Source organism: Bacillus sp. GbtcB10, assembly GCF_019091365.1.
In the GTDB taxonomy this organism is placed as follows: Bacteria; Bacillota; Bacilli; order Bacillales; family Bacillaceae; genus Bacillus; species Bacillus altitudinis.
Genome location: NZ_JAGXJP010000005.1, coordinates 37,788 through 61,787 on the forward strand (window position 1 = coordinate 37,788; position 24,000 = coordinate 61,787).

Sequence of the window (24,000 nt, forward strand, 5' to 3'; positions counted from 1 at the left end):
CTTCATCATGAAATCAATGGTCTGTTATTTACTAACGTTTTCCTTAAGTAAACCAACACTTTGAAGGCCCTGACGAATCTCTTCTTTTTCCTTTTGAGTTAAAGGTAATACTGGCTTCCTCGCAAGCGAACTGCTGATCAAACCTCGCTGGAACATCGCTTCCTTCATTCGCAGATGAGAGGTAGAGGAAGGTTCATCCATTTTATACACAGCATGCTTTAATTCAAAGATTCTATCGTACACTTTATTAGCCGCTACAAGGTCTTGTTCTTCCACACATTTCACAAGCTCAGCAATCAAATCTGGTACAAAACAGCCGAAACCTACAAGCGCCCCATCAATTCCTTGAACTAATGTTGGCAATAAATATTCATCGTGACATGTGAGCAACGATACATCTGGTGCATGCTTTTTCAGTGCGCGCACATCGACTTCATATTGCGCCATGTCTCTTTGACCGATTTTAAATGAGACAACGTTTGGAATCTCCGACATTTCTAATAATTGACTGGTTGTATAAGAGGTTTTTGTCCATGTTGGATACTGATGGACGATGATTGAAATGTCAATTGCTTCTGCAACATCTTTAAAGAATTGGACAGGTGACTCAGGCTGCATACCGAATCTCAGCCATGAATGTGGCGGCATAAGAAGAATACCTTCTCCACCAGCTTCCTCCACTGCTTTTGCATGCTGGATCGCTTCAATTGTCCCTTCAGCTGAAACCCCAGAAATGACAGGAATTTCTCCCTTTAATTCGTCGGCTGCAATACGCACAGCTTCAGCTCGTTCATGTGGCAGCAAAGTCATAATCTCGCCAGTATGTCCATTGACAACGATCCCATTAATCCCTTCGTGCCCCGCCACCCAGCGAACAAGCTTACGAAAAGCAGGTTCATCAATTGAATAGTCATCTTTAAAAGGAATTAAGACTGCCGGGAATACACCGCTCCATTTTTTTTTATTTTTCATCAACAAATTCCTCCCCATCCGTTATAGTAAACGTTTACGGTAAGCGTTTACGTTAATAATCATAGAATGATATAACCGAAGGTGTCAACCAGATTTTTAAAAATTATAATAATTCAAAAAACTATTATTGGAATTTAGATACTATTTTATTTTTTCAAAAAAAGAAAATGAGAGATATATTTCGTTTCCCACATCAATCAAATAACCTCATCATCTTGACCTAGTTGTAGTCTAATCACCACTTTTTTCAAACGGCTAGACACACCACATAAAGGATGCATACATTTTGATATAGTGACGAAGGAAAAAACATCTTTTCTTCTTTTTTTCATCCATCATCCAACTTAGACTGTGATTTCTTTGACTACTCCTGATCTAATAGAAAAAGTCTACCCCATAGGATAGACTTTTTTATTTCGAATATAGATCCCAGCCAAGCTTGAGTGTGTCGACAATATAATTGGCGACTTCTTCAGCTTCTAGATGATCTGTTTCCACTCTTGAGTTATGAAGGGAATAAATTTCCCGGCGCTCTTCAAACAGCTCTTTCATCTCGTCAAGCGTGCGGTTATGAAGAACAGGACGGTTTTCAATTAAAATATCCAGCCGCTGCTTCCAATTCTCCCAAGATAGGTCAAGGAAAAGAACCGTACAATGCTTTAAGCAAGATCGTTTGATTTCTTCCTGTTTAAACGCACCGCCTCCAAGAGACACGATCTTTAGCTGAGTATGTTCACATAAATCGACGATATAGTCCTTTTCAGCCTGCCTGAAGAACGCTTCTCCTTTTTGCTGAAACATTTCTGGAATCGTCATGTTGTACTTTTTCTCAATCTCCTGATCAACATCAATAAAATCTCTATATAACTTTTTGGCAACCAGCTGCCCAATGGTTGTTTTCCCAACGCCCATAAAGCCAATGAGGACAATATTTCGCTGTCTCACAGGAATCTCTCTATTGTTTTTCATGTTCGTGACACGTCCTCCTTACGACAAGGAATGCTACATAATGTTTCTATTATATGATAAATGGGCTGAGAAAAGATAGGCATTCTTAAAAATTGTGTTTGACGACGTAACCGAGCTGTTCGGAGAGCTTCTCGGCATGCTCTTTCACTTTTTGCTGCAGCTGAGGGATGACATCTTCAGTAAATCGTTGGGTCGGTCCAGATATGGATAAACATGCCTGCACCTCCCCATGAATGTTAAAGATCGGTGCCGCCACTGCCGCCGATCCGACTTCCCGTTCATCAATACTGCAAGCGGTATGCGTTTCAAGAATATGCCGACATTCTTTTTGCCATTCCTCCATCGTCATGTGATCAGCCTCAGACGCGAAAACTTGCTGTTGAAACTCTTCGCTTTGGAAAGCAAGCAGCACCTTTCCACCAGCACCAGCGTATAACGGCAGCTTCTCACCGATTTTCACAAGATGCCGAATCGATTGCAGCCCTTCGGCTTGTTCAATACATACCCTGCTTTTGTGATCGAGCACATACAGGTTGACGGTTTCCTTTGTTTCATCACGAAGTGTGTACATGAGCGGTTTTGCCAGTTCCCTCAATTTGATGGACTTCCCAGCAATATAACCGAGAAGATAAAGTCTTTGACCGAGCCGGTACTTCATTGTCTCTTGGTTCTTTTCCACAAAATGATTCATTTCAAGTGCCTTGAGCAGTCTCGTTGTGGTAGACATTGCTAAGTTCATCTCTTTTGAAATGTCCGTTAGCGTCAACTCTTGACGTTCTTCGCTAAAGCAAGAAAGAATATCCAAAGCGCGCTGAACGGTACGCAATCCTGATTCTTCTTTTGACTTCTTATCAGCCATGTTCACTTTCTCCTTTTCCCCTTTGATTTCTTATCGACATGATTGACCAATTTTGCTATAATCCATTTTAAATGTTCCATTAAAAGAAAACAAATTCCACTGTACGGAATAAAACCAATAGATGTTTTGATGGAGGAGATATCATGATCTACCTGCTACTTTTCACACTTCTTATTAGCTTATACATCGTTCATCAACTATTCCCTGCTCCCATTCTCTCCTATTTGGTTGGTCTGCTGGCGGCTACTTCGCTCACCATTTCCTTTAAGAAGGCCAATGGACTTTATTTGAAAACGGGTGCTATGTTTCTCTTGATTGGATTGGTGTTATTTTTCTGGTCAGAACAGCCTTTGCATACGCTTTTTCTTCATTTTCATTCCATGCTAGGCTTGCTTTCTTTATTTTTCATGTTGCCATTTATTCATTCTCTCATACATGTTGGACATTTCGATACTCAATTAAATAAACTGCTTACCTTACATACAACAAGTACAAATCAGCTTTATCGCAAGAGTTCATTTGTCACTCATGTTCTTGGCATGTTTTTAAATATCGCAACGATTCCCTTATTATATACATCCTTGAAACCGTCGCTGAACGCCCTTCAGGAACAAGTCAAACAGCACCTTTATACGCGCAATCTTTTAAGGTCATATGCGCTATGTCTTAGCTGGAGTCCTGTCGAAGTACTGGTGAGTGTCACCATTGATGCAACCAAATTGAAATATTATCAGATTGCACCCGTTACGTTTTGTTTAATGGTGCTTGTGCTGTTGACGGATTGGTTGCTGTTTTCTCGTCAAAGCAAACGATTGCCGCATATCATCCAGCCGGCGGAAGCTCACTCCAACCCTCATCGCATCAAGAGAAAAACCATTCAGCTTGCTTTCATGCTGCTCAGTTTTATGACAGTCGTTTCGCTTGTTGACGCCTGGATTGGGAAAGGTTATCTGTTCGCTGTTGTGCTGACGATTATTCCTTTCGCTCTATTATTCTCGTCTATCATCAAAAAACGAAAACAATATGTAGCTGTCTCTATTCCCCATTGGAAAGAACGAACCCGCCAGCTCTCCAATTATATGTGTCTATTTTTAAGCGCGGGCTTCTTTGTCGATATGCTACTTGTCACAAACAGCCTGCAGCCGATTCAAGCATTTATCGTCAGTATATCAGATCATGCCATTTGGGTTTATGGGGTCATCGGGCTGTATTTTCTCATCACCGCTCTTTGCGGTTTTCACCCGCTCGTTTCGCTTGCTCTCTTAGTGAGCTTGATGGCACCTGTCATTCATGAACTGCCTGCCCTTCCCATCGCAATCATGCTCATTATCGCTGGAACCTCAACGGTCATGTTTAGCCCATATAATGTATCTGTCTCCCTATTAGCCGATTTGATGAAGGTCAACCCTTACCGAATCACTCGATGGAATATCTGGTTTGCTGGTTTTTATATCAGCATGGGTATCGCATGTGCAACGATCATCACCGTCATCTTTTATTCATAGAAAAAGAGAACCCAATGAGTTCTCTTTTAAGATTGTTGACAAAGGGCTAAAATGAACTTGATTTTAGCCCTTTGTCTTCTTTTCAGCGTGATAGAAAACCTTTGCAGCCTAGGAAGGACGAGCATCGGCGCGGAGCGAATTTGACATTCGTGAGCACCGAAGCGCAGGACTGACACCGAATGCGAGGGTTTGTCTACACGCTGAAAGAGAACCCAATAAGTTCTCTTTTTCTTACTCTCTATTATTTTAATTGAATCCGTTCAATCTTACCTACAATAAAGATATACGACAACGCTCCGCCTAATGCCACTAGGCTGACGAATAAAATACCGCCGTTGTAAGAGCCTGTCGCCGATACAATGAATCCGATGATCAGCGGGGTGATGATGCCGGATAAGTTAGCAAAAAAGTTGAATACGCCGCCAGCCAGCCCGACCATTTCTCTTGGTGCCACCTCAGACAGCATGGTCCAGGAGATATTAGACAGTCCTTGCGCAAAGGACGCGATGGATAAAATAGTCAGCACAAGCGGGATATTCGTTGTAAAATTCGCTAAAACAATGGTACTTGTCAGAAGCAGACCGACCACAACCGGCAGCTTTCTTGCTACATTGACCGATACACCCTTTTTAAGCAGCCAGTCAGACACATAGCCTCCAAACAGCACCCCAAAGAATGCAGCAATGTATGGCAGGGATGCCGCAAAACCCACTTTGAGAAAGGCCATATTTTTCGCCTCTGCTAAATAGGTCGGAAACCATGTTAAAAAGAAAAAGAGGGTAGACGCAACAGAAAATTGACCAATATAGAGTCCAATCAATTTACGATATTTTAAAAGTGCGGCAAAGTCTGCCCATTTCAATTTCTCCTGTGATGCCACAGTCAGTCCTTCGCCTTGACGGATCAATTCTAACTCATCTTCATTGATCTTCGGATGCTCTTTCGGTTCGTGATAAAACTTGTACCAAAAGAAAGCAAATATAATACCGAGCGCACCAGCAGTGATAAAGACGGTTCTCCAATCGAAAGTTGTCATGATCCAAAAAAGAAGAGGTGTCGCAAATGCAAGCCCCACATACTCTCCAGCGGTATAAACCCCTGTTGCAAATGCGCGTTCCCGCCTTGGAAACCATGTGGTCACAATGCGGTTATTCGCAGGAAATGCGGGAGATTCTGTAATTCCGATAAACAAACGGCAGCCAAATAAGAAGGCAAAGCTGTTCGCAAACGCCTGTAAACCGGTGAAAATAGACCAAGTCACAAGTGATATTCCATACGTTACCTTTGATCCAAACTTATCAAGAATAAAGCCGCCAGGGATCTGCATGGCTGTATAGGTCCAGCTAAATGCTGAAAAGATGAGGCCTAATAAGGCAGGGTTTAATTGCAATGAAGACTGAATCGCAGGTGCAACAATGGATACACTGGCTCGATCAATATAGTTAATAGCGGTAATAAAAAACAACAGAATCAAGATGCCGAAACGAGCTTTTGTTGGTTTCACATAAGCAGGCCGCAAGTCGTTCCCCTTCAGTTCTGAATGCACTTTCATAACCATCCTCCTTTGTTTCCGCAGCGTGCGGATCGGTTGAGTGTCTTAAATGACCCCTTTTTCTTCTAACTGTTTACACTCTTCTTCTGTGAAGCCAAGCATTTTCGTTAAAATGTCATAATTATGTTCACCTAAATCAGGCGCAATATGGCGAATACGGCCGGGGGTTTTTTCAAACTTCGGAATGATCCCAGGCACCTTCACTTTTCCAAGACGCGGATGATGCACCTCGACAATATTTTCTCGTGCTTTAAATTGCGGATGCTCAAAGATATCCCGAATGCTTAGAATCGGACTCACAGGCACACCATGTGTATCTAGAATGTCTAGGACGTCATCTCTTGTTCTGGACGCAATCCACTGCGAGACGATCGCATCCATTTCATCGTTATGCTTCAGCCTAGCTGCATTCACAGAGAATTTCTCGTTCTCTAGTAAATCTAAGCGATTCATCGCCTCTGCCAATCGATTAAAGGTCGAATCTGTACTCGTCACAAGAACCAAATAATGCCCATCCTTTGTCTCATAGGTGCCGGCAGGGCTTGAATGACCGCTTAACCCTGGTGAACGCTCACGCACCTTCCCTAGCTTGTCATATTCAGCAACCAAAAACTCTAACATGCGGAACACAGATTCATAGAGAGCCAAATCCACCATTTGCCCAGTTCCTTCTGAATGAGTGTCACGGTAATACATCGCTGTCACAGTGGCAAACGCCACATAGATTCCTGCGATATAATCCGTAAGGGAAAAGGACGGGCTGACTGGATGCCGATCTGGAAACCCTTGAATATATGTAAAGCCGCTAAACGCCGTCGCAGGTGTACCAAACCCCGCCTTGTCCTTAAATGGACCGGTTTGCCCATAACCCGAAACACGAATCATAATTAAACGAGGGTTGATTTCTTTTAATACATCGTACCCAACGTCCCATTTTTCAAGTGTTCCTGGACGAAAATTTTCAATGATCACATCAACCTGCGCTGCCAGCTTTTTAAAAATGTCTTTTGCTTCTTCTTTGTGCAAATCGAGTGTAAGAGATTTCTTATTCCTTGAAAGCCCTGACCACCTCAAAGGTTCACCATCTGCAAAAGGACCAACATGCCGCAGTGTATCCCCTTTTCCAGGAATCTCGACTTTAATGACCTCTGCACCGAAATCCCCTAGAAGCACCGCGCCGTATGGTGCAGCAATCATCGTAGAAACATCTAATATTTTGATTCCTTCAAGCGGTGTATTCTTATTCATTGCTTGACTCCCTTTCGTTCAATTGATAAAGGGCTAAAATGCTTTCTATTTTAGCCCCTTTTCTTCTTTCTCTCGTGCAAGGTTTTTTAGTCCTTCGGAAGCTGCCCTTGCGGTGTATAGAGCCAAATCAGCCATAAAGGTTCGTCCCCTGTGTTTACATGCTGATGCGGGACACCATCAGGAATAAACATAAAGTCATTTTGCTTAAATGATTGTCTTTCTCCATCGCAAATGACTTCGCCAGACCCTTTAATCACATAATCAAATTCCTCTGAACCCGGGTGATTGTGTACCGAGCTTGCTTCGCCCGGCTCAAAAATAGTGAGACCTGCCATCATATGCTCTGACCCTACGGTATCTGGTGTGATCGTTTGAAACACTTTCCGAATCATTTTCTCTTCTGGATGATCTAAACCTAACCATAATGGATGACCGTCTTGAAATGGATTTAATACTTTAATTTTCATTGTTGATTCCTCCCTAGTCATGTTTAGTTCACACTGACATGTGAACGTTTTGTATTTGGTGAATAAATATCATTAATGTTCCAATGTCCATCAGTAGGCACTGGATCATTTTTCATCGCTACATCAATGACACATGGCTCCTGAGAAGCGATTGCTTCAGCCAAAGCTTCTTTGAATTCAGAAGCCGCCGTAATTTTGATCCCCTTCATCCCATAACCTCTTGCAATGGCTGCAAAATCAGGCGAATAGCTTTCTCCATCTTTTCTAAAAACAGTGCCGTAAGTCGTTTCATAGTGTGCCATTTGCAAGCCGGCGATCGTCCCAAACGCACTGTTGTTCATCACAATCCACACGACAGGAATGTTTTCTTCCATGGCTGTTGCGAGAACAGATGGATTTTGACCGAAACCGCCGTCCCCAACAAGTGATACAACGACACGGTCAGGCTGGGCAACCTTTGCTCCAAGTGCAGCAGGAGCGCCAAATCCCATCGTCGCAAAACCACCTGGGGTTAAAATAGTGCCTGGCGTGTATACAGGAAATTGCTGTCCGACCCCATTTTTATTCCAGCCAACATCGGTTGTAATGAAGGCATCAGGTGGCAATACTTCCCGCACTTCCTGCAAAATACGCTGTGGTTTCATTGGGAAAGACTCGTCTTGAATATTCGTCAAATTGCTCTTCTGAAATTCCTCACGATATGCCGCAATGTCCTTTTTCAATTGAGGGCGATCCAGACCTTCTGGCAGCCTTTCTTTCGCCACACGATTAAGTACAGTCAGCGCCTGCTTGAGATCTGCTACTGCTCCAATTTCCACAGGATAATTTCGGCCAATTTCATTCGGATCAATGTCAATATGGATGAGCTTGGTTGATTGGAAATTGAACGTATACTCCGATTCCCACGAACTCGCATCTGCTTCAGCAAAACGGGTGCCTAATGCCAATATATAATCCGCTGCTTTACACTGATCATTGATAAATTTCGTCCCCCAAAACCCTGTCATGCCAAGGGTCATTGGATGATCATCTGGCATCGCCCCTTTCCCCATCAAAGAATGGGCAACAGGGATACTCAAATGATCAGAAAATGCCTTTAACTCTTCTGCTGCATCGGCTAGTAAAATGCCTCCCCCTACATATAAGAGCGGTTTGTCTGCCTGCAGCAATCGATCTATTATCCGATTCGCTGTTTGATCATCAATAGATGGTTTTTCAACGGTGTGTGTATGATGAGCGATTTGTTCAAATAACGACACATCTAAGTCTTTTGAGAACACATCCATCGGAACTGAAATCAGGACTGGCCCAGGGCGGCCGCTTTCAGCTAACTGAAACGCTTTTGATAAAATTTCAGGAAATAATTCTGGAATGTCGACTCGCCATGCTCTTTTCACAAATGGGCGATAAATTTCGTATTGAGAAGCATCGGAATGAAGATTGATTTCTTGGTGTGGGTGCTTTCCGTAGTAATGACTTGGAACATCTCCTGCAATGACAACCATTGGAATGGAATCGAGTGCGGCATTCGCTACACCTGTTGCCGCATTGGTGAGTCCAGGACCTAAGTGACTGAGCACAACAGCCGTCTGTTTCTTCGCTCGTGCATAACCATCTGCTGCATGCGCCGCTATCTGTTCATGTCTGACATTCACAAATTGAATACGGCTTTTTTCTAGCGCTGATAAAAAAGCAATATTCGTATGACCGCACAGACCGAAGATATGCTCAACTCCTCGATTTTCTAAATACTGAATGACCTGTGTAGATATATTCTTCTTCATGTTTCTCTCCTCTCACGGTGCAGCTATGAATCTGCTACTCACTGATTCTTTGAAAACACAATCGATAGAACGGCATTCAAATCCTGTATCGCAACTTGTCCAGGTGCGGAGCTTTCTTTCCCTACAGCAAAGGTCATGACAGACCCAAAGAGTCCACCTACCATTCTTGTGAAGGCACCATATTCTCCCATCGCCATCGAAATAACGGGGATGGACAGATGCTTGTTCGCCTTGCCTGTCGCAGAAAGTAGTGTCAGTGCATCCTCATAGGAATGCGGCATGACGGCGATCTTTGCGATATCGGCGCCAACCGATTCTGCATTGGTGAATAGCTCCACAAGCCGATCTGCCTCCGGGGTACGATGGAAATCGTGGTACGACACAATCAAGATGACCCCGTTTCTCTTAGCCGCCTGACTGACTTGCTGGATATGCGAGACATCATGCATTAATTCAAAATCAACGGCAGCCACAAGCTGAGTGGCACAAAGCTCGACAAGCAGGGAAACCTTTTCATCCTCTGAGAGTGAGATGCGTTCGCCGCCCTCTTTTTCAGAACGAATGGTGAATAAAAATGGGATGCTACCTGCCTTTTCGATCATCCCTTTCAGGGTGTCGATGACTTGTTCCTTGTCATTGAGGTGATTGAAAAAATCCGCTCGCCACTCTATCACATCAGGCTTCTTCTCAGCTAACACCTCAACTTCAAGAAACAATTCTTCCTTTGTTTGTCCAATGAGCGGCGTACAAATCATCGGCTGACCGCCTGTCTGCGCACTCTTTACCTTTTGCTGAAAGACATTCACATCCATCTGCCCCCTTTATAGCCCATTTGGCAGCACAACCATTTTGGTTTCGGTCATCTCCTCGATGGCGAAACGCGGGCCTTCCCTTCCAATACCGCTTCGTTTAATCCCGCCATATGGCCAGTGATCTAGTCTGAAATTCGATGTCCCATTGATGACTACGCCGCCAGTTTCAAGCTCTTTTGCTGCGTGTAACGCAACATCTAGCTGATTCGTAAAGACACCTGCCTGCAGACCGTATCGACTATCGTTTGCTTCTTTGATTGCCTCATCCAGCTCCTCATATGGAAGGACACTGACAACTGGACCGAACACTTCTTCACAGACAACCTTGGCTTGTTTTGGAGGGTTTAGCAAAATAGCCGGTGTGATGCTTGAGCCATTTCGTTGTCCTCCAGATAGAAGCTCGGCACCCATTTTCTCTGCCTCTTGTATCCATGCCTCCACACGTTTTGCTGCTTGTACATCAACCATACAGCCGATATCACTTTCACTAGACAGCGGATCTCCAACGACGAGCTGTTCTACTTTTTGTTTAAGTGTCTCAGTAAATGTCGACAAAATTTGCTTGTGAACATAAATTCTTTGAACAGAAATACAGCTTTGACCAGAGTTGCTAAAGCCCGTTTTAGCGCAAAGAGATGCGGCTTGCTCGATATCTGCATCATGATGAACAATCGTCGCTCCATTTCCTCCGAGTTCTAGCAGTACCTTTTTTAATCCAGCAGAGTTTGAAATATGTTCTCCGCCCACCGCACCGCCAGTAAAAGAAACAAGATTGGTTCTTTCATCAGTGACTAACTGTCTGCCGGCGTCTACTCCTCCAATCACAAGCTGCACGCTCTTTTCAGGAAACCCTGCTTCAAGCAGGAGCTTAACAAACGCTGTGGCAACAGCTGATGTTTGCGGTGCTGGTTTTAAAATAATGGCATTCCCTGCCGCAAAAGCTGGACCGATTTTGTGACAAATTAAGTTGAGAGGCGCATTAAAAGGCGTAATCGCCAGCACAACCCCAACCGGCACTTTAAATGTCATCGCCATTGCTCTCTGTCCACGGGAAGATACATTGCCAGGAATGGTCTCACCGATTAGTCGATTGGCTTCTTCGGCTGACTGCGCCAGCGTTTCAATTGATCGTGAGACTTCATCTCTTGTATTTTTAAGCGGTTTGCCTAATTCTAAAGAAATGAGTTTTGCAAAATGCTCTTTTTGTTCTTCCAATAAGGCGGCTACCTTTGTTAGAAGCGTTGAGCGTTCTAATGCTGATATTGCCGCTATTTGTTTTTTAGCTTGCTGCGCAATAGAAAGCGCCTGTTCTATATCTTCTGAGGATGCAAGATAGGATGTACCGATCATTTCCCCAGAGTATGGATTGATAATGTCTTCTTTGACATGGTTTGCATCCAGCCATTCGCCGTTTATATATGACAACGCTTTCAATTCACTCAAATTCTCTCACCCTCCTTCAAGTGACGCGTCCCGACCCCCGCATAACGAACAAGTCTTTCTTCATTCGGACAAGGACCTTTCACTAGGGCACCTTTTGTCAGCTCTTCATATGCATGCGCCACGATGCCCATTCCTCTGGATAAGGAAAAGATGCCTTTTGCCGCTTCAGCTGGAATGTTTAATTCACATTGGATCGCAGCAGATACACCATCTATGTTCATCGTGATTTTTTTCCCTTTTAATTGTTCTAGTTCATGTCTAATCGCCTCAGCTAACCGTAAGTACGTTCCGCTGATATCACCTTGCTGCACATATGTTTGACTCAGCTCATACAGCCGTCTCACTCTAGGATCATCATCATGCAGCTGATGACCGATTCCCGGAATTTTTTCCTTGCGAGCTAACCATGTCTGACATACTTGCTTTGCAGCAGACTTGATATCCTTGTGTTCATCGTAGGCTGCTTTGGCTTCGTATAACATACGCATCGCCTTTTCTCCGGCTCCGCCATGAATATCACCTAATAGATTCACCCCTGTTGCAACAGAAGAATTAAACGAAATGCCGCACGTAACCGCCATTCTTGCCGCTGCAATAGACGGTGCCCTTGGCCCATGATCCGCACCTGCGACAAGAACACTTTCAAAAAGAGCTGCCTTCGAATCATCTAGTAATTCACCAACAAGCAGTAAATAAAGCATTTGTGGATACGATAATTGACCAATAAGCTCTTCAATTGGATAGCCCCGAAGTTCAATTGAATTTTTTTGAATATGACTAATCTCAGTCTCCCACCAAGCGCCTCCTTCTTTGTATATTTCCAGTGCACTTCGATTTTTCATTGTGTGAATCATTCCTTTAGCCACTTATTTGGAGATGAACGACTCCTTTTATTCCGTCTAGTGGAATTCAATTTCACTTTTTGGAATGTGTTTTCATTGTAAGCGCATTCTTTTTTATCGTCAATCATTTTTTCTGAAAATACTGTCTTTTGATGAGAAATTAAGTGAATCGAACTAATTATTTCACCACTTATTCTTCAATTCATCCTTTATTTAGTCAAACAGACTTATGTATATCGTTCTACTAATTAATGAACCATTTTCGATTCATTCTGTCAAATTCAGCTGAAATTTGACATAAAAAGACCCCTCCATCTTCTGGAGAGGTCACTTATTTTATTTCCACCAGTCATCAAACATAGAAGCTGGTACTTGACGTTTATGTTCTGATTGAACATAGCGTTTTTCAATCGCTTCTGCTGCTTGATCTGAAACTGGTTTTCCTTCTAAGTAATCATCAATTTCATTGTACGTAATACCAAGTTCTGTTTCATCCGTTTGCTGAGGCTTGTCATCCAGCAGATCGGCTGTCGGTTTCTTTAAGTATAATCGCTCCGGCGCCTGAAGGGTCTCAAGCAGCAACCGTCCTTGGCGTTTCGTTAAACCTGTGAGCGGAAGGACATCAGCACCGCCATCACCATACTTCGTGAAGAACCCAGTCACAGCTTCAGCTGCATGATCCGTTCCAATGACAAGTAATCCTTCCTGTCCACCGACGGCATACTGTGCGATCATTCTCATGCGTGCTTTGACGTTCCCTTTATTAAAATCAGACAGCGCACCGCCTGTTTCCTTTTGATATTGTTCACTGAATGCCGTCACGGCAGGCGCGATATCATATTTCCAAGACTTATCCGGCTGAATAAATGATAGAGCCAGCTGCGCATCGTCTTCATCTTGCTGCGTGCCATGCGGAAGACGGACTGCAATAAAGACAGCATCCTCTTTTCCTTCTTGACGAAGCTCACTTACAGCGAGCTGAGCGAGACGGCCGGCAAGCGTTGAATCCTGTCCGCCGCTAATACCGAGAACGAATCCTTTTGCACCGGTCTTTTTCAAGTAAGCCTTTAGAAATCCAACCCGTTTTTCGATCTCCTGCTTTGGGTCAATTGAGGGCTGCACATGCAACTCTTGGCTGATTTTTTTCTGCAAACTCATACACTTTTCCTCCTAAGCATCCTCTACATGAAGAGAACAGGTTTTACTTCCAATTCAATTGGTTTACCAACGATTTTAGCCACTTTATTATATCATGTTTTGATAAAGGATATTTTTTAGACGTTCCCCTTTTTCATAAATGATCAAACATTCACAAACGAAATAGACCAAGCCGCTTTGACTGGTCTTTCCTTTTCAATCGATCTCCACTCGGATGGATGTACAGCTTGAGCCATTGCATTTTCCAATGTCGGCAGGACATGCAGACACCGCGACAATGAGGTCCATTTCTGCACGCAGGCGGATGTAATCACCGGAGAGCGATTTTGGCAGCTCGACAGACAACTTTCCTTTGTCATCAATGACTGTATTCATAAAGACATTAAAAGGATAATACATATCCTCTTTTGGAATCCCGAATGGCTCAAAGGCCGTCCTGAGATTATCGTAGCATGTATGCATGACCTCTAGGTGCGTACGCCCATATAAGAGCTGATACATTTCTTGCCGGCACGCAGGCATATATAAATCATGACATTCAACTGTATCTTCAATGACCGTAAACATTGGTTTATATAAATTAGAATAAAGCTGATCTCCCTTTTTCACCTTGGAAGAGAACAGGCTATCCATTGTAGCGCCTTGATCAAATTTTTCATAAAAATCCTTTTCATGATAGGCCATCACATCTGCTACTTGCTGCCCTTCGACATCAACCACTCGCATACATTGTCCTTTTCCTAACCGAAAACCAAGCCCATCCTTTGGTAAAATCACGTATTCTCCGTTCATCACATGCACTCCTTTCCATGTTGACAGTATGCCCAAAACGTCCTCTTGATCATGTATAAAAAAAAGAGGCGGTCACAAGCTAATGCTATTGAATCAGAAAGGTGTTGCACATGCATTGAAAGAAGAACAATCTTTATCTTGGTGGCAGCTTTCTCTTATCGGAGTCGGCTGTACAATCGGCACTGGTTTCTTCCTTGGTTCCAGCATCGCCATTACAAAGTCCGGTTACTCCGTCTGCATTTCATTTTTGCTTGCGGCAGTCGGCACATATCTCGTCTTTAAACACCTGGCTGCGATGACAGCCGAAAACCCAGATAAGGGATCATTTTGTTCCTATGCCCGAAAAGCCTATGGGCGCTGGGCGGGTTTTAGTAATGGCTGGGTGTATTGGTTTTCAGAAATGCTCATCACAGGGAGTCAGCTGACGGCGATTTCTCTTTTTACTCGTCACTGGTTTCCATCCATTCCACTATGGGTGTTTTCAGCGATTTATTCCGCTCTTGCCCTGCTTGTGATTATCATTGGGCTTTCTTCTTTTCAAAAGACGGAAAATGTCCTTGCCGTGCTGAAGACCGGGGCGATCCTATTGTTTGTCGTCCTTGCGGTTCTTGTTTTATGTGGCATTCTCACAGAGCATAGGCCCACCCTCCACCTGCCAAATAAAGACCACGAATGGATGCCGCTCGGTCCTCTCGGTCTATGGAATGGGCTAATTTATGCGTTTTATGCTTTCGGGGGGATTGAAGTCATGGGGCTGATGGCGGTTCATTTAAAAGACCCGAAAGACGCCGCAAAATCTGGACGTGTGATGCTGATCATTCTTGCTGTCATTTATATCGTCTCCATCGGACTTGCGCTTTTGCTTGTTCCAGTGACAGCCTTTAACGAGAATAGCAGTCCTTTTATTACATCACTGGAGCCATTTCATTTATCCATTTTTCTTCATATCTTTAATGGCATTTTCATTATTGCCGGGTTTTCCACATTGGTTGCCTCCCTCTATGCGGTCACGACGCTGCTTGGCACGATGTCGGAGCATCAGGATGCACCTGCTTGTTTTAAACAAAAAGAACCATCTCATGTCAGATGGTCTTCAATTCTTTTAACTGCTGCAGGGTTGATTGTCTCGATTTTGCTGGCACTCTTTTTGTCCAAACACATTTACGAGCATCTCACAACAGCAGCCGGTTTAACTCTTTTGTACACATGGGTGTTTATTCTGCTTTCGAGCAAAAAGCTGTCAAAGCCATCCACTCGCCAAACGTGCGAAATGGTTCTTGCCCTGATCTTAATTGGTGCAGCTGTTTCAGGTACTCTGACAGAGGCAAGCGGACGACCTGGCTTTTTTATTAGCCTTGGAATCATTGCTGTCATTGGCATCATGGTACTCTTTATGAGAAAAAAGTGGAAACAGGATCAGGCCACATCATAATTTCATCATGTTTTTTAAAGCAGTAAATGGACATTTGGCGGAGGCTGGTTTCTCCGCCTCATCATCTGAGAGAAAGTATTGTTTCCATTCTAAATTTTTCTGATCCCCATACCATTTTAATGCTGGGTGTACATCTACTTGATCATACGCCTTCAGCCTCTTCCGAACGAGTTTACTCATTTTTTGACCAAATGTGGTGGAACCGTTCATCTTTTCAAACACCCACCTTGGTTGAAAGGCCCACATCACATAAGGAAAGTGACGACTTTTTCTTAGCTTATGCGCTGGTGTCGCACATAAAATAAAATAAGGCTCCCCATGAAAACAAAATTCCCATTCATGATTTTCAGGATCTGATGGAATTTCCTCTGGCCATTTCATTTCATCTTTTTGATGTAATTGCTGAACCATCGACCAAAACTGCTCCTCATACTCTTCGAGCGAATACTCCTTCATATCCTGCGGTGTTTCAAAAAAGCAAATGAAAGAAGCATATTGACCGGTTTCCCTAGAGCAGCTTTGGTATTCCCTTAAAAGCTCTGCTAATTCATTCACGGCCTCTTCTCCCCGCGGATCACCGACAAATCCATAACGCAAATGATCGAGAAAAAATCCTTGTCTGCCTGGTACACACGGAAATGTATCTGCCTCATCCCCGACCATTTTTCCAAACTGTGTGAAAGCATCCTGCTTCCATTCATCTAGTGATCGTAGATTTTGATCAAGGCAACTTTTTGCATACAGCTGGGCCATTTTTTTCCACCTCGTTTTAGCGTCTTCTCCATAGCCTATGAGGAGGAAAAAGCTGTGGTGACTGTCCTTCAACGACTTTCACTGGACATTCACAGGGTGGTTGATTTGCCGGATGAAGCAGGAATTCACTTCCATTTATCTAATCATGTATGAGTATGCTTCTGCATATCATCATTTAGCCGCCTCTATCTAATAGAGTCGGTCATCATAAAAGAAATGGGTGAATGACATGCGTCTTCTTTTTCTCCATCCGATGTATCTGATCTTATTTACACTACCAGTGATGGCTTTCCTTTGGGGATTTGTTGGCTATCTGCTATTCAAGCGGATATGGCCTGTCCTCATATTAACGTCCGTGATCTCGATGATTTTCATCTTCGCTTATACTGGATTTGACCTTAGCAATCTATATTGGGTCCTTCTGATGACGGCTCTTGCTTTTGTATCAAGCGGACTCTCGAAGGTCATACACGTTCATGTTCAAGAGAAAAAACGGGAAAAGCCTTTATGATTGTTTCTTCTTTAAAAAGACGGAATCAAGCAGCCAATAAATAAAGGCCGCGCAAAAGCTAAATAGATAAACTTTGTAGCTAATAAAGACGACAACACCATAATCAATCCATAAAGCAAGCGCCGAACAAACCACCCACGCCCCGATAAAATAAACCAATAAATCACGGCGCCGAAACTTCTCAGGATGACGGTGTAAAACCATTTGGATAGGTGCAGCAAATAGGACATAAGCGATCAAAATGAAAAGACTGGTGACCTCCACATAACTGAATCTGGATTCAGGTGGGGCAAACAACATGGTATAAACGAATGTCGCTGTGATCACAGACAACATCATCATACACACATAGTTGAATGCTGGCAGGAACATACGCATGGCAAAAACTCCTTCAATTTTATGTATCTTCCATCATGATTGAAGAGTGTCCTATTATTGTCAAATATGAAAAAGGGCTAAAATGATTTAGATTTTAGCCCTTTTTCTTATCAACCATTCTATCCAATGAGCGCCATGATCCCTTGATATCCAAAGTAAGCACCGAAGCCGAGTAAAGAGAGACCTGCCAGAACGGATAAGCCGTGCAAAATCCGTTCATTTAAATACCGTCTAAACGTACTGGCGAGCAGCGCCATACAGAAATCCCATAAGAGCATGCCGATGAAAATAGCAATGCTGTACATCAGCATTTGAGATGCCCCGTACTTTTCAATCGTATTGGCTAAAATACTGCCATAGATCCCAAGCCAAAATAATATACTAAGCGGATTGGAAAGGGAAATGAAAAATCCCGTCATGAACGAATGCCCGATCGACGTGTTTCCTCCGTCCTTCTTTGGGCTTTCATGCAAATTGATTTTACGAAGGCTTTCAATACCGGTATAGGTCAGAACGAAAAAGCCGAACAGCCACAAAAAGGTTTTCACAAGAGGTGCAGTCAAAAGCTGGGCGACACCAAAATAGATGAGGATCATATAGACAATATCCGCAGCCATAGCCCCCACACCAAAAATCCAAGCGTGCCAAAATCCACTTTTAATCCCTCTGTCGATTTGGGCTGCATTGACTGGCCCAACAGGCGCTGAAAGTGACAACCCTAAAAAGATATAACCAAAAAACACCGCCACATAGACGTCCTCCTTTTGATGCTGACTTGTACATGTTATTCACGCTTTCGTTGTTTTAGTACAAGTCCTTCGTCACCTTTTCTGAAGATAAGCTATACAAAAGGAGGAGCCACCAGATCAGCTGCTTATCGATCTGCTTTCATCGCCGGCGGCTGTGTGGGTATGGTTTCTTTTTTCCGAGATCGATTCATTTGAATGGCAGCCGCAAAAAGGAGAACAGCTAAAAAGGCGAAAACAAAGACGGCGCTTGCCGCACCTGCCCACTCAAGGCTAAACCCAATCAAAAAGGACAAACAAGCTCCACCTAAACTAGCGGCGGCAATAAAATAACTCGTGGCCTCGTCGATGGCATTTTCAATCATTAATGCAGATGCCGTTAGGGCAATAGGGAACATGCCAGCTGCGCACAGACCGATGAAAAAGATAAGAATTAGCTGCGCGGCGATGTGGGTGGCTAGAGCAAATATGGCGAGCAGCACAATCATCAGCGCTGCGCTTAACTTTAAAAAACGCAGCGGATGCAGCTGATCGGCTTTTCTCGCAATGACAGTTCTGCCAATGACGATCGCTGTCCAAAAAGTAGAGACCGCAAAAAGACCCCAGTTGTCTCCCCCTTTTTCTAGCATGATCGACGGTAAAAAGTTCGCAAAGTTCGTTTCAATTCCTGCGTAGAAAAACGCAAAACAGATCATCAACACCACAATCATTCGATTCCCTCGATCAAACAGCAAGGACGGTTTCTTCATGTCTTGAATTGGAGCCGCCATCTGCCCACGAGGGAGTTTATTCATAAAGGTAAGCCAGAGCATGAGAAAAAAAGTCAGTGCACCGACTTGAAATAAAAACACATAATGCCACGTTTCCTCTGTCACAGTCAACAGAATCAATAGAGGAAATAATAATGCACCTAATCCAAAAAAGACCTCCATGATGCTGATTCGCTTTGCACTGTTTGCCATTGAAATGACATACGCCCCGGCCGTCGTCTCAAGACTGCCTGCACCGCTCCCAAGGAAAAAACCTGCCACCACAAGAATCGTCCAGCCCGGCACTAAAAGGCCAAGAAGAAGCGCTCCGATCATCAGCAGCAATCCCATCGTCAGAACAGTGCCGTAGCCTTTTTTCCTCACAAGAATGGGCGACAAAAGAACGCCTGTCAAAAAGCCAATAAACTGAAAGAAGATTAAAGAAGATAATTCCCCAGGACCCTTATCATAACTAGACAGCAAATAAGGCGTTAAACTGCCAAAAAACACATGAATGGTCCCAATAAAAAAATAAAAGATACAGCCAAAATAAAACACCTTTTTCATCTTTTCACTTCCTCTAAAAAGGAGCGGAGTTATGATATCCTCCGCTCCACCTCTTCATTAATATGCACGGGCAGAGACGACAGCCTCTTCCCTCTCGAAGCATGTATTCAGCGCAGCCTGCGCGCGATAACCATCTTCAAAATCAGCTACCTTCATATGAGATGGATATGAGTTTGTATTTACCCAATGCATCAGCTGATCACGGAATGTATCAGACCATCCATAAAATTCATTCGGCGGATCTGTCAGCAATGTTTGCGGCATTTGATGACGCTCTACACACAAACCATCACTGATCTCATATTCGTTTTTCATGTTTGTATGGTATTTAAAAACCTTGTCATGCCCCACCACTTCTACACTAAATCCACATTCCTCGGGCTGCGTACTTTTGGACGTCACCAAATGAAAGAACACTTGATTCTCCATTTGTCCAAAAATTTCGGTATGGTCATCAACCTGTACCTTTTTCTCTTCTTTTTCCTTTACATGTGTCAGCATCTTCGTATTAAGGGATTCTTTTTTCATTTCACTGCCAAATAAGTACCACAGCATATCAATCAAATGAATCCCTAAATCTCCTAATGCACCACTTGTACGCAGACTTTCGCCGCTGTCTCTCCACGAAAATGTCTTTCTTCTAAGGGCACTATTTTTCTTAAAATGTGTCCGTACTGTCAAAACGCGTCCTAATTCACCATTGGCAATCAAGTTCTTCAAAATATTCACAAAAGATAAATAGCGATAGTTAAAGCCCATACTGGCTTGAACCTGGAACTGTTTGGCTGTCTCCACCATTTCCTTCGCTTCTTTTAACGATACAGCCATCGGTTTTTCACATAAAATCGGCTGTCCTGCTCTAAGCGCCTGAAGGGCATGGTCCTTGTGACAGAAGTTAGGGGAAGCAATGATCAATCCATCTGATGCATCCGCTAGTGTTTCGATACTGGCATACACCCGTCCGCCGTACTGTTTAATAAATCCTTGTGCGACGGATTCGTGCAAGTCATAGACCCCAGATAATTCTGCACCTTTGATCGTTGATAATGCTCTAGCATGTGCTTTTGCAATATTCCCTGCTCCAACAATTCCAATTTTCTTCATGAATGTGCCTCCTCATGTTTATACATCACTGTTTTCAATGTTTCATAGATTCCTTTTGCATACCCATGATGACAAATTTGATGATGGTGCCGTTTGGCTTCGGCTGTTGCATTTTGGACAAGAAAGCCGTGCGTGACGGATTGAAGCATCCGCAGGTCATTCCCACTATCACCAAAAGCAAAGCCCTTATCTTTTGACAGGTTATATTGATTCAGCATAAACCGAACGATTTCATCCTTTCCTGTTCCAACTGGTAAAAAATCAACGTCATAGCAATCCGCAGGGTCACCCGCAAGTGGGTTGCATTTATTGATGTTCACCGCCACACCCCGCTCCTTCGCAAGTGTTTGGATGAACGATAGATGATGGAGATCTGTTCGTTCATCCTGCTCCTGATAATAGAAATTCTTTTTATACCCAGAGCTGCCTAGCTGCGTTTGCGGCCTAAGGGTGATCCCCTTTTCACGTACGGCTTGCAGAATATCTTCAATTTTTTCGTCTGAAAAGCCCTGTGCATCAAGCCGTTTCATCCATTCTGCATCCGGCTGTCCAAATTTCCCATCTGATGTATACACGATTTCAGTTCCTAAATTCGACGCAATAAAATGCGGGAATTGATAGAAACCACCTTTCTCCATTTTGCTCGTAACAGAATCGAGGCTGCTTCCCGTCACCCAGCCCAGCATGAGCTGTCCGGCTTCGCTCTTTTCTGCCACAAAAGCTTCCAGCCGTTTTACATCCTCTCTCTGCTCCTCGGTCATTCCGTGAGAATAATAGGTCTCATCGAAATCACAGAAGACGATCCACTGCGGATGTTGCGGTTGATGCACAAGCTTTTTATTGAATGGAAGATTTGATAACATGATGGACCCCCTCGATGACTTTCTCCTGATCTTGCAGCGGCATTCCTGGGTAAAGCGGCAAGTGGAGTAATTGCTGTACGGCTTTTTCCGTATGTGGTAGTTCCGTTTGTCTATACTTTTGAGAAACAAGATTCGTTTGATGCTGATGCGATAAGATTGGGTAATAGACGTCTGTTTCTATGCCCATTTCCAGTAATTTCTCTGCCAGCTCATCTCGGCTTCCCTTCACCACTCTGATCGGGAATAGATGCCATACATGATCGTCTGTCAGCTTCGGAAGCTTTATATAGCCTTCATCTTCCAGCGTTTGCAGCTGATCTATGTATCTCTTTGCCAAGTAAAAACGTTTAAAGTTTTGTAAACCTAAATATTTCATTCGTTCTAGCCCGATTGCGGCCTGTAAGTTATCAATCTTAGAATTAAAGCCATAGTCACTGCGCTTCACGTTTTTCTTTCCTGGTTCAAAACCGTGATAGCTGATTTCCATGCATTTTTCTGCTAGGGCTTCATCATTTGTTGCGATGGCTCCTGCCTTCCCGCAAACTCCAAGGTTTTTGTACGGGTTAAAGCTGAGAACAAGTCCATCCCCAAATGCCCCAAGCCCGCTGCTGCCAATCGCCTGACAGCCATCCTCAATGATCGATAGACCATGCCGTTTCGCAATCGTCGAAATGGCCTTCATATCCGCTTGCTTTCCATACAAATGAACCGGGAGAATACATACTGTCTTATCTGTGATATGCTTTTCTATTTCATTCGCCGCTAGGCAGTAGGTGTCTGGATCAATATCGGCATAGACTGGAACCGCACCAATCGCAAGCACTGCATTTTCTGTTGCAGCAAAGCTGTTAGCAGGTAGGATGACCTCATCTCCAGGATGGACGCCTGCTGATATTAAACTGATCATCAAGGCATCTGTTCCACTTGATGTGGCAATGACATATTTTTTCCCTAAGTACGCTGCGAGCGTCTTTTCAAACTTTGGAATATAAGGGCCTGATGTAAAACGGCCTGAACTTAATACTTCTTTCAGCACCTGCATAATATCATCGATCTCATCCTCCGAAATCAGTTTATCGACCGGCAGGAACGGTATCTTTTTTTCCTTATTTTGTTTATAATGGAAGAGAATTTTTTCCAAACCCGTACGCGCAATATCTTGCTCAAGGAACGCAGCAAGCTTATCATTCGCTAGATTCTTTTCAACTGAATCAGCCTTTACTTGAACACCTTGATTGATCATATCCAGCAACGGTAGATAATCCTTGCTTTTACCTGATATCTTCGTCAATATTTGCATTCCATTCCCTCCAATTAATCAATTCCATTTGTTAATATTTAACTTGTTTCACATTGTAAATGATGTTATCGATTTCAGAACAATAACTTTGTGTAAAGGATTTGTTAATATGTGTACAATTTATGAAATTGCCAAACGCTGCGGGGTTTCAACGACCACTGTTTCTCGGGTGCTGAACAACCATCCATATGTATCAGAAGAAAAGCGCCAGCACATTTTACAGGTGATGAAGGAAATGGAGTATACACCAAGCTCAGCAGCCCGCACCCTTCGGTCACATCAGACAAAAACCATTGCTGTGTCTGTTCCAGCTGTGGACCATCCTTTTTTTGCACAATTGATTAAAGGCATTTCAAAGGAAGCACTGGATCAAGGGTATAAAGCCATCGTGCTCCAAACGTTTTATCAAGAATCAGTAGAACTTGAAGGGCTTCAATTATTAAAAAGAAAAGAAGTAGATGGTGTCATATTGGGGGCGTTAGAAAATAAGTGGGAAACAATCGAGCCATTTTTATCAAACGGCCCGATCGTCATGGCAAATGAGTATCATCAAACAGCAGACATTCCGATTATCGGATATGATGAGCGGGAAGCTGCTTATAAAGCGGTTGACTACTTGATTCAATCAGGGCGTACATCCATTGGATTTTGCTTTGATACAGAAAGCAGTGAAGCGCAAAAACAAAGAAAACAAGGCTATCTTGATGCGCTTTCTGATCACGGTTTGCCGCTTAAAGAAGATTGGCTGTTCGGCGAGGCTTTTACCATTGAGGACGGCTTTCGTTTAATGGACTTAATCCACAGGATGCCGGATGCGCCGGATGCGATTTTCACCGGCAATGATCAAGTGGCAGCAGGCCTCATTAAACAAGCCATTTCATATGGATATGACATTCCTAAAGATTTAGCGGTGATCGGTTATGACAATCAAGACATTTGCGAGGTGACAGCTCCAACGATCACGACCATCGACATCCCTATCGTCGAGCTTGGCCAGCAGTCTGTCAAACAAATGATTCAGCTGTTGCAAGATCAAAAACCATTACAACGTGAACATATTCAGCTACCTACTCGGCTTGTCACACGAGAATCTACATAAAAAAAAGACTGAGAAATCTCTCAATCTCAGCGTGTAGACAAACCCTCGCATTCTTTGTCAGTCCTGCGCTCTGGTGCTCACGAATGCCGAATTCG

The 24,000-nt window shown here is 43.5% G+C and carries 22 protein-coding genes; 3 read left to right on the forward strand and 19 right to left on the reverse strand.

Annotation, left to right across the window (positions count from 1 at the left end; translation table 11 throughout):
* Positions 1-24 precede the first annotated feature (24 nt).
* The 3 genes from KVT11_RS16635 to KVT11_RS16645 all read right to left on the reverse strand — a co-directional run bounded on the left by KVT11_RS16635 (position 25) and on the right by KVT11_RS16645 (position 2,800).
* Positions 25-972: a dihydrodipicolinate synthase family protein gene (locus KVT11_RS16635; protein WP_098680994.1), complete on the reverse strand. Its 948-nt coding sequence runs from the start codon at positions 970-972 to the stop codon at positions 25-27.
* 411 nt (positions 973-1,383) lie between these two features.
* On the reverse strand, positions 1,384-1,941 hold the full coding sequence (locus KVT11_RS16640; RefSeq protein WP_007498270.1) for a shikimate kinase: 558 nt from the start codon (positions 1,939-1,941) through the stop codon (positions 1,384-1,386).
* 85 nt (positions 1,942-2,026) lie between these two features.
* Positions 2,027-2,800: an IclR family transcriptional regulator gene (locus tag KVT11_RS16645; RefSeq protein ID WP_017366579.1), complete on the reverse strand. Its 774-nt coding sequence runs from the start codon at positions 2,798-2,800 to the stop codon at positions 2,027-2,029.
* Between the two features lie 143 nt (positions 2,801-2,943).
* On the opposite strand from KVT11_RS16645, the gene KVT11_RS16650 reads away from it, so the two are divergent.
* Positions 2,944-4,305, forward strand: coding sequence for a hypothetical protein (locus tag KVT11_RS16650; RefSeq protein ID WP_098680993.1), 1,362 nt, complete (start codon positions 2,944-2,946; stop codon positions 4,303-4,305).
* Positions 4,306-4,546: 241 nt separating this feature from the next.
* Here the strand turns inward: KVT11_RS16650 and KVT11_RS16655 are convergent, their stop codons facing one another.
* The 9 genes from KVT11_RS16655 to KVT11_RS16695 form a co-directional block, all read right to left on the reverse strand.
* Entirely contained in the window at positions 4,547-5,857 is a 1,311-nt protein-coding gene (locus KVT11_RS16655; RefSeq protein ID WP_046342583.1) for an MFS transporter, read from the reverse strand.
* A 45-nt stretch (positions 5,858-5,902) separates the two neighbouring features.
* Positions 5,903-7,105, reverse strand: coding sequence for a CaiB/BaiF CoA transferase family protein (locus tag KVT11_RS16660; protein ID WP_046342582.1), 1,203 nt, complete (start codon positions 7,103-7,105; stop codon positions 5,903-5,905).
* Positions 7,106-7,191: 86 nt separating this feature from the next.
* Positions 7,192-7,572 (reverse strand): cupin domain-containing protein, encoded by a 381-nt coding sequence (locus KVT11_RS16665; RefSeq protein WP_017366575.1) that lies wholly within the window; start codon positions 7,570-7,572, stop codon positions 7,192-7,194.
* Positions 7,573-7,595: 23 nt separating this feature from the next.
* On the reverse strand, positions 7,596-9,356 hold the full coding sequence (locus KVT11_RS16670) for a thiamine pyrophosphate-binding protein (RefSeq protein ID WP_065459796.1): 1,761 nt from the start codon (positions 9,354-9,356) through the stop codon (positions 7,596-7,598).
* 38 nt (positions 9,357-9,394) lie between these two features.
* Positions 9,395-10,168 (reverse strand): type I 3-dehydroquinate dehydratase, encoded by a 774-nt coding sequence (gene aroD / locus KVT11_RS16675; RefSeq protein ID WP_217609082.1) that lies wholly within the window; start codon positions 10,166-10,168, stop codon positions 9,395-9,397.
* A 9-nt stretch (positions 10,169-10,177) separates the two neighbouring features.
* Positions 10,178-11,611 carry an aldehyde dehydrogenase family protein gene (locus tag KVT11_RS16680; protein WP_217609083.1) on the reverse strand — a complete coding sequence of 478 codons (1,434 nt, stop codon included), beginning with the start codon at positions 11,609-11,611 and terminating at the stop codon, positions 10,178-10,180.
* Positions 11,608-12,465, reverse strand: a complete 858-nt coding sequence (locus KVT11_RS16685; RefSeq protein ID WP_025206709.1) for a citryl-CoA lyase — start codon at positions 12,463-12,465, stop codon at positions 11,608-11,610. The genes KVT11_RS16680 and KVT11_RS16685 overlap by 4 nt, the downstream gene beginning before the upstream one ends.
* 324 nt (positions 12,466-12,789) lie before the next feature.
* A complete protein-coding gene (gene nadE / locus KVT11_RS16690; RefSeq protein WP_007498287.1) occupies positions 12,790-13,611 on the reverse strand; it encodes an ammonia-dependent NAD(+) synthetase in 822 nt (273 codons plus the stop codon).
* 195 nt (positions 13,612-13,806) lie between these two features.
* Positions 13,807-14,403, reverse strand: a complete 597-nt coding sequence (locus KVT11_RS16695) for a DUF1989 domain-containing protein (RefSeq protein WP_008342104.1) — start codon at positions 14,401-14,403, stop codon at positions 13,807-13,809.
* 82 nt (positions 14,404-14,485) lie between these two features.
* On the opposite strand from KVT11_RS16695, the gene KVT11_RS16700 reads away from it, so the two are divergent.
* Entirely contained in the window at positions 14,486-15,835 is a 1,350-nt protein-coding gene (locus tag KVT11_RS16700; RefSeq protein ID WP_216099417.1) for an amino acid permease, read from the forward strand.
* Here the strand turns inward: KVT11_RS16700 and KVT11_RS16705 are convergent.
* The 7 genes from KVT11_RS16705 to KVT11_RS16740 all read right to left on the reverse strand — a co-directional run bounded on the left by KVT11_RS16705 (position 15,830) and on the right by KVT11_RS16740 (position 22,806).
* Positions 15,830-16,588, reverse strand: coding sequence for a YqcI/YcgG family protein (locus KVT11_RS16705; protein WP_017358572.1), 759 nt, complete (start codon positions 16,586-16,588; stop codon positions 15,830-15,832). The genes KVT11_RS16700 and KVT11_RS16705 overlap by 6 nt on opposite strands.
* A 505-nt stretch (positions 16,589-17,093) precedes the next feature.
* Complete coding sequence (locus KVT11_RS16715; RefSeq protein ID WP_217609084.1) at positions 17,094-17,477, reverse strand: UPF0715 family protein; 384 nt, start codon at positions 17,475-17,477, stop codon at positions 17,094-17,096.
* A gap of 119 nt (positions 17,478-17,596) precedes the next feature.
* Complete coding sequence (locus KVT11_RS16720) at positions 17,597-18,226, reverse strand: LysE family translocator (protein WP_008342111.1); 630 nt, start codon at positions 18,224-18,226, stop codon at positions 17,597-17,599.
* A 125-nt stretch (positions 18,227-18,351) separates the two neighbouring features.
* Positions 18,352-19,539 carry an MFS transporter gene (locus KVT11_RS16725; RefSeq protein ID WP_217609085.1) on the reverse strand — a complete coding sequence of 396 codons (1,188 nt, stop codon included), beginning with the start codon at positions 19,537-19,539 and terminating at the stop codon, positions 18,352-18,354.
* A gap of 57 nt (positions 19,540-19,596) precedes the next feature.
* Complete coding sequence (locus KVT11_RS16730; RefSeq protein ID WP_007498302.1) at positions 19,597-20,643, reverse strand: Gfo/Idh/MocA family protein; 1,047 nt, start codon at positions 20,641-20,643, stop codon at positions 19,597-19,599.
* Positions 20,640-21,506 carry an HAD-IIB family hydrolase gene (locus tag KVT11_RS16735; RefSeq protein WP_024718989.1) on the reverse strand — a complete coding sequence of 289 codons (867 nt, stop codon included), beginning with the start codon at positions 21,504-21,506 and terminating at the stop codon, positions 20,640-20,642. Before KVT11_RS16735 ends, KVT11_RS16730 begins: the two co-directional genes overlap by 4 nt.
* A complete protein-coding gene (locus tag KVT11_RS16740) occupies positions 21,481-22,806 on the reverse strand; it encodes a DegT/DnrJ/EryC1/StrS family aminotransferase (RefSeq protein WP_035703110.1) in 1,326 nt (441 codons plus the stop codon). Before KVT11_RS16740 ends, KVT11_RS16735 begins: the two co-directional genes overlap by 26 nt.
* Positions 22,807-22,915: 109 nt before the next feature.
* Between KVT11_RS16740 and KVT11_RS16745 the strand changes: the two genes are divergently transcribed.
* Positions 22,916-23,905, forward strand: coding sequence for a LacI family DNA-binding transcriptional regulator (locus KVT11_RS16745; protein WP_046342561.1), 990 nt, complete (start codon positions 22,916-22,918; stop codon positions 23,903-23,905).
* Positions 23,906-24,000 lie beyond the last annotated feature (95 nt).

Bases quoted from the DNA above. Each gene is read 5' to 3' on its own strand.
- KVT11_RS16635 (WP_098680994.1), bottom strand. From the start codon at position 972: ATGAAAAATAAAAAAAAATGGAGCGGTGTATTCCCGGCAGTCTTAATT.
- KVT11_RS16640 (WP_007498270.1), bottom strand. From the start codon at position 1,941: ATGAAAAACAATAGAGAGATTCCTGTGAGACAGCGAAATATTGTCCTC.
- KVT11_RS16645 (WP_017366579.1), bottom strand. From the start codon at position 2,800: ATGGCTGATAAGAAGTCAAAAGAAGAATCAGGATTGCGTACCGTTCAG.
- KVT11_RS16650 (WP_098680993.1), top strand. From the start codon at position 2,944: ATGATCTACCTGCTACTTTTCACACTTCTTATTAGCTTATACATCGTT.
- KVT11_RS16655 (WP_046342583.1), bottom strand. From the start codon at position 5,857: ATGAAAGTGCATTCAGAACTGAAGGGGAACGACTTGCGGCCTGCTTAT.
- KVT11_RS16660 (WP_046342582.1), bottom strand. From the start codon at position 7,105: ATGAATAAGAATACACCGCTTGAAGGAATCAAAATATTAGATGTTTCT.
- KVT11_RS16665 (WP_017366575.1), bottom strand. From the start codon at position 7,572: ATGAAAATTAAAGTATTAAATCCATTTCAAGACGGTCATCCATTATGG.
- KVT11_RS16670 (WP_065459796.1), bottom strand. From the start codon at position 9,356: ATGAAGAAGAATATATCTACACAGGTCATTCAGTATTTAGAAAATCGA.
- aroD (WP_217609082.1), bottom strand. From the start codon at position 10,168: ATGGATGTGAATGTCTTTCAGCAAAAGGTAAAGAGTGCGCAGACAGGC.
- KVT11_RS16685 (WP_025206709.1), bottom strand. From the start codon at position 12,465: ATGATTCACACAATGAAAAATCGAAGTGCACTGGAAATATACAAAGAA.
- nadE (WP_007498287.1), bottom strand. From the start codon at position 13,611: ATGAGTTTGCAGAAAAAAATCAGCCAAGAGTTGCATGTGCAGCCCTCA.
- KVT11_RS16695 (WP_008342104.1), bottom strand. From the start codon at position 14,403: ATGAACGGAGAATACGTGATTTTACCAAAGGATGGGCTTGGTTTTCGG.
- KVT11_RS16700 (WP_216099417.1), top strand. From the start codon at position 14,486: ATGCTATTGAATCAGAAAGGTGTTGCACATGCATTGAAAGAAGAACAA.
- KVT11_RS16705 (WP_017358572.1), bottom strand. From the start codon at position 16,588: ATGGCCCAGCTGTATGCAAAAAGTTGCCTTGATCAAAATCTACGATCA.
- KVT11_RS16715 (WP_217609084.1), bottom strand. From the start codon at position 17,477: ATGCGTATGTTCCTGCCAGCATTCAACTATGTGTGTATGATGATGTTG.
- KVT11_RS16725 (WP_217609085.1), bottom strand. From the start codon at position 19,539: ATGAAAAAGGTGTTTTATTTTGGCTGTATCTTTTATTTTTTTATTGGG.
- KVT11_RS16730 (WP_007498302.1), bottom strand. From the start codon at position 20,643: ATGAAGAAAATTGGAATTGTTGGAGCAGGGAATATTGCAAAAGCACAT.
- KVT11_RS16735 (WP_024718989.1), bottom strand. From the start codon at position 21,506: ATGTTATCAAATCTTCCATTCAATAAAAAGCTTGTGCATCAACCGCAA.
- KVT11_RS16740 (WP_035703110.1), bottom strand. From the start codon at position 22,806: ATGCAAATATTGACGAAGATATCAGGTAAAAGCAAGGATTATCTACCG.
- KVT11_RS16745 (WP_046342561.1), top strand. From the start codon at position 22,916: ATGTGTACAATTTATGAAATTGCCAAACGCTGCGGGGTTTCAACGACC.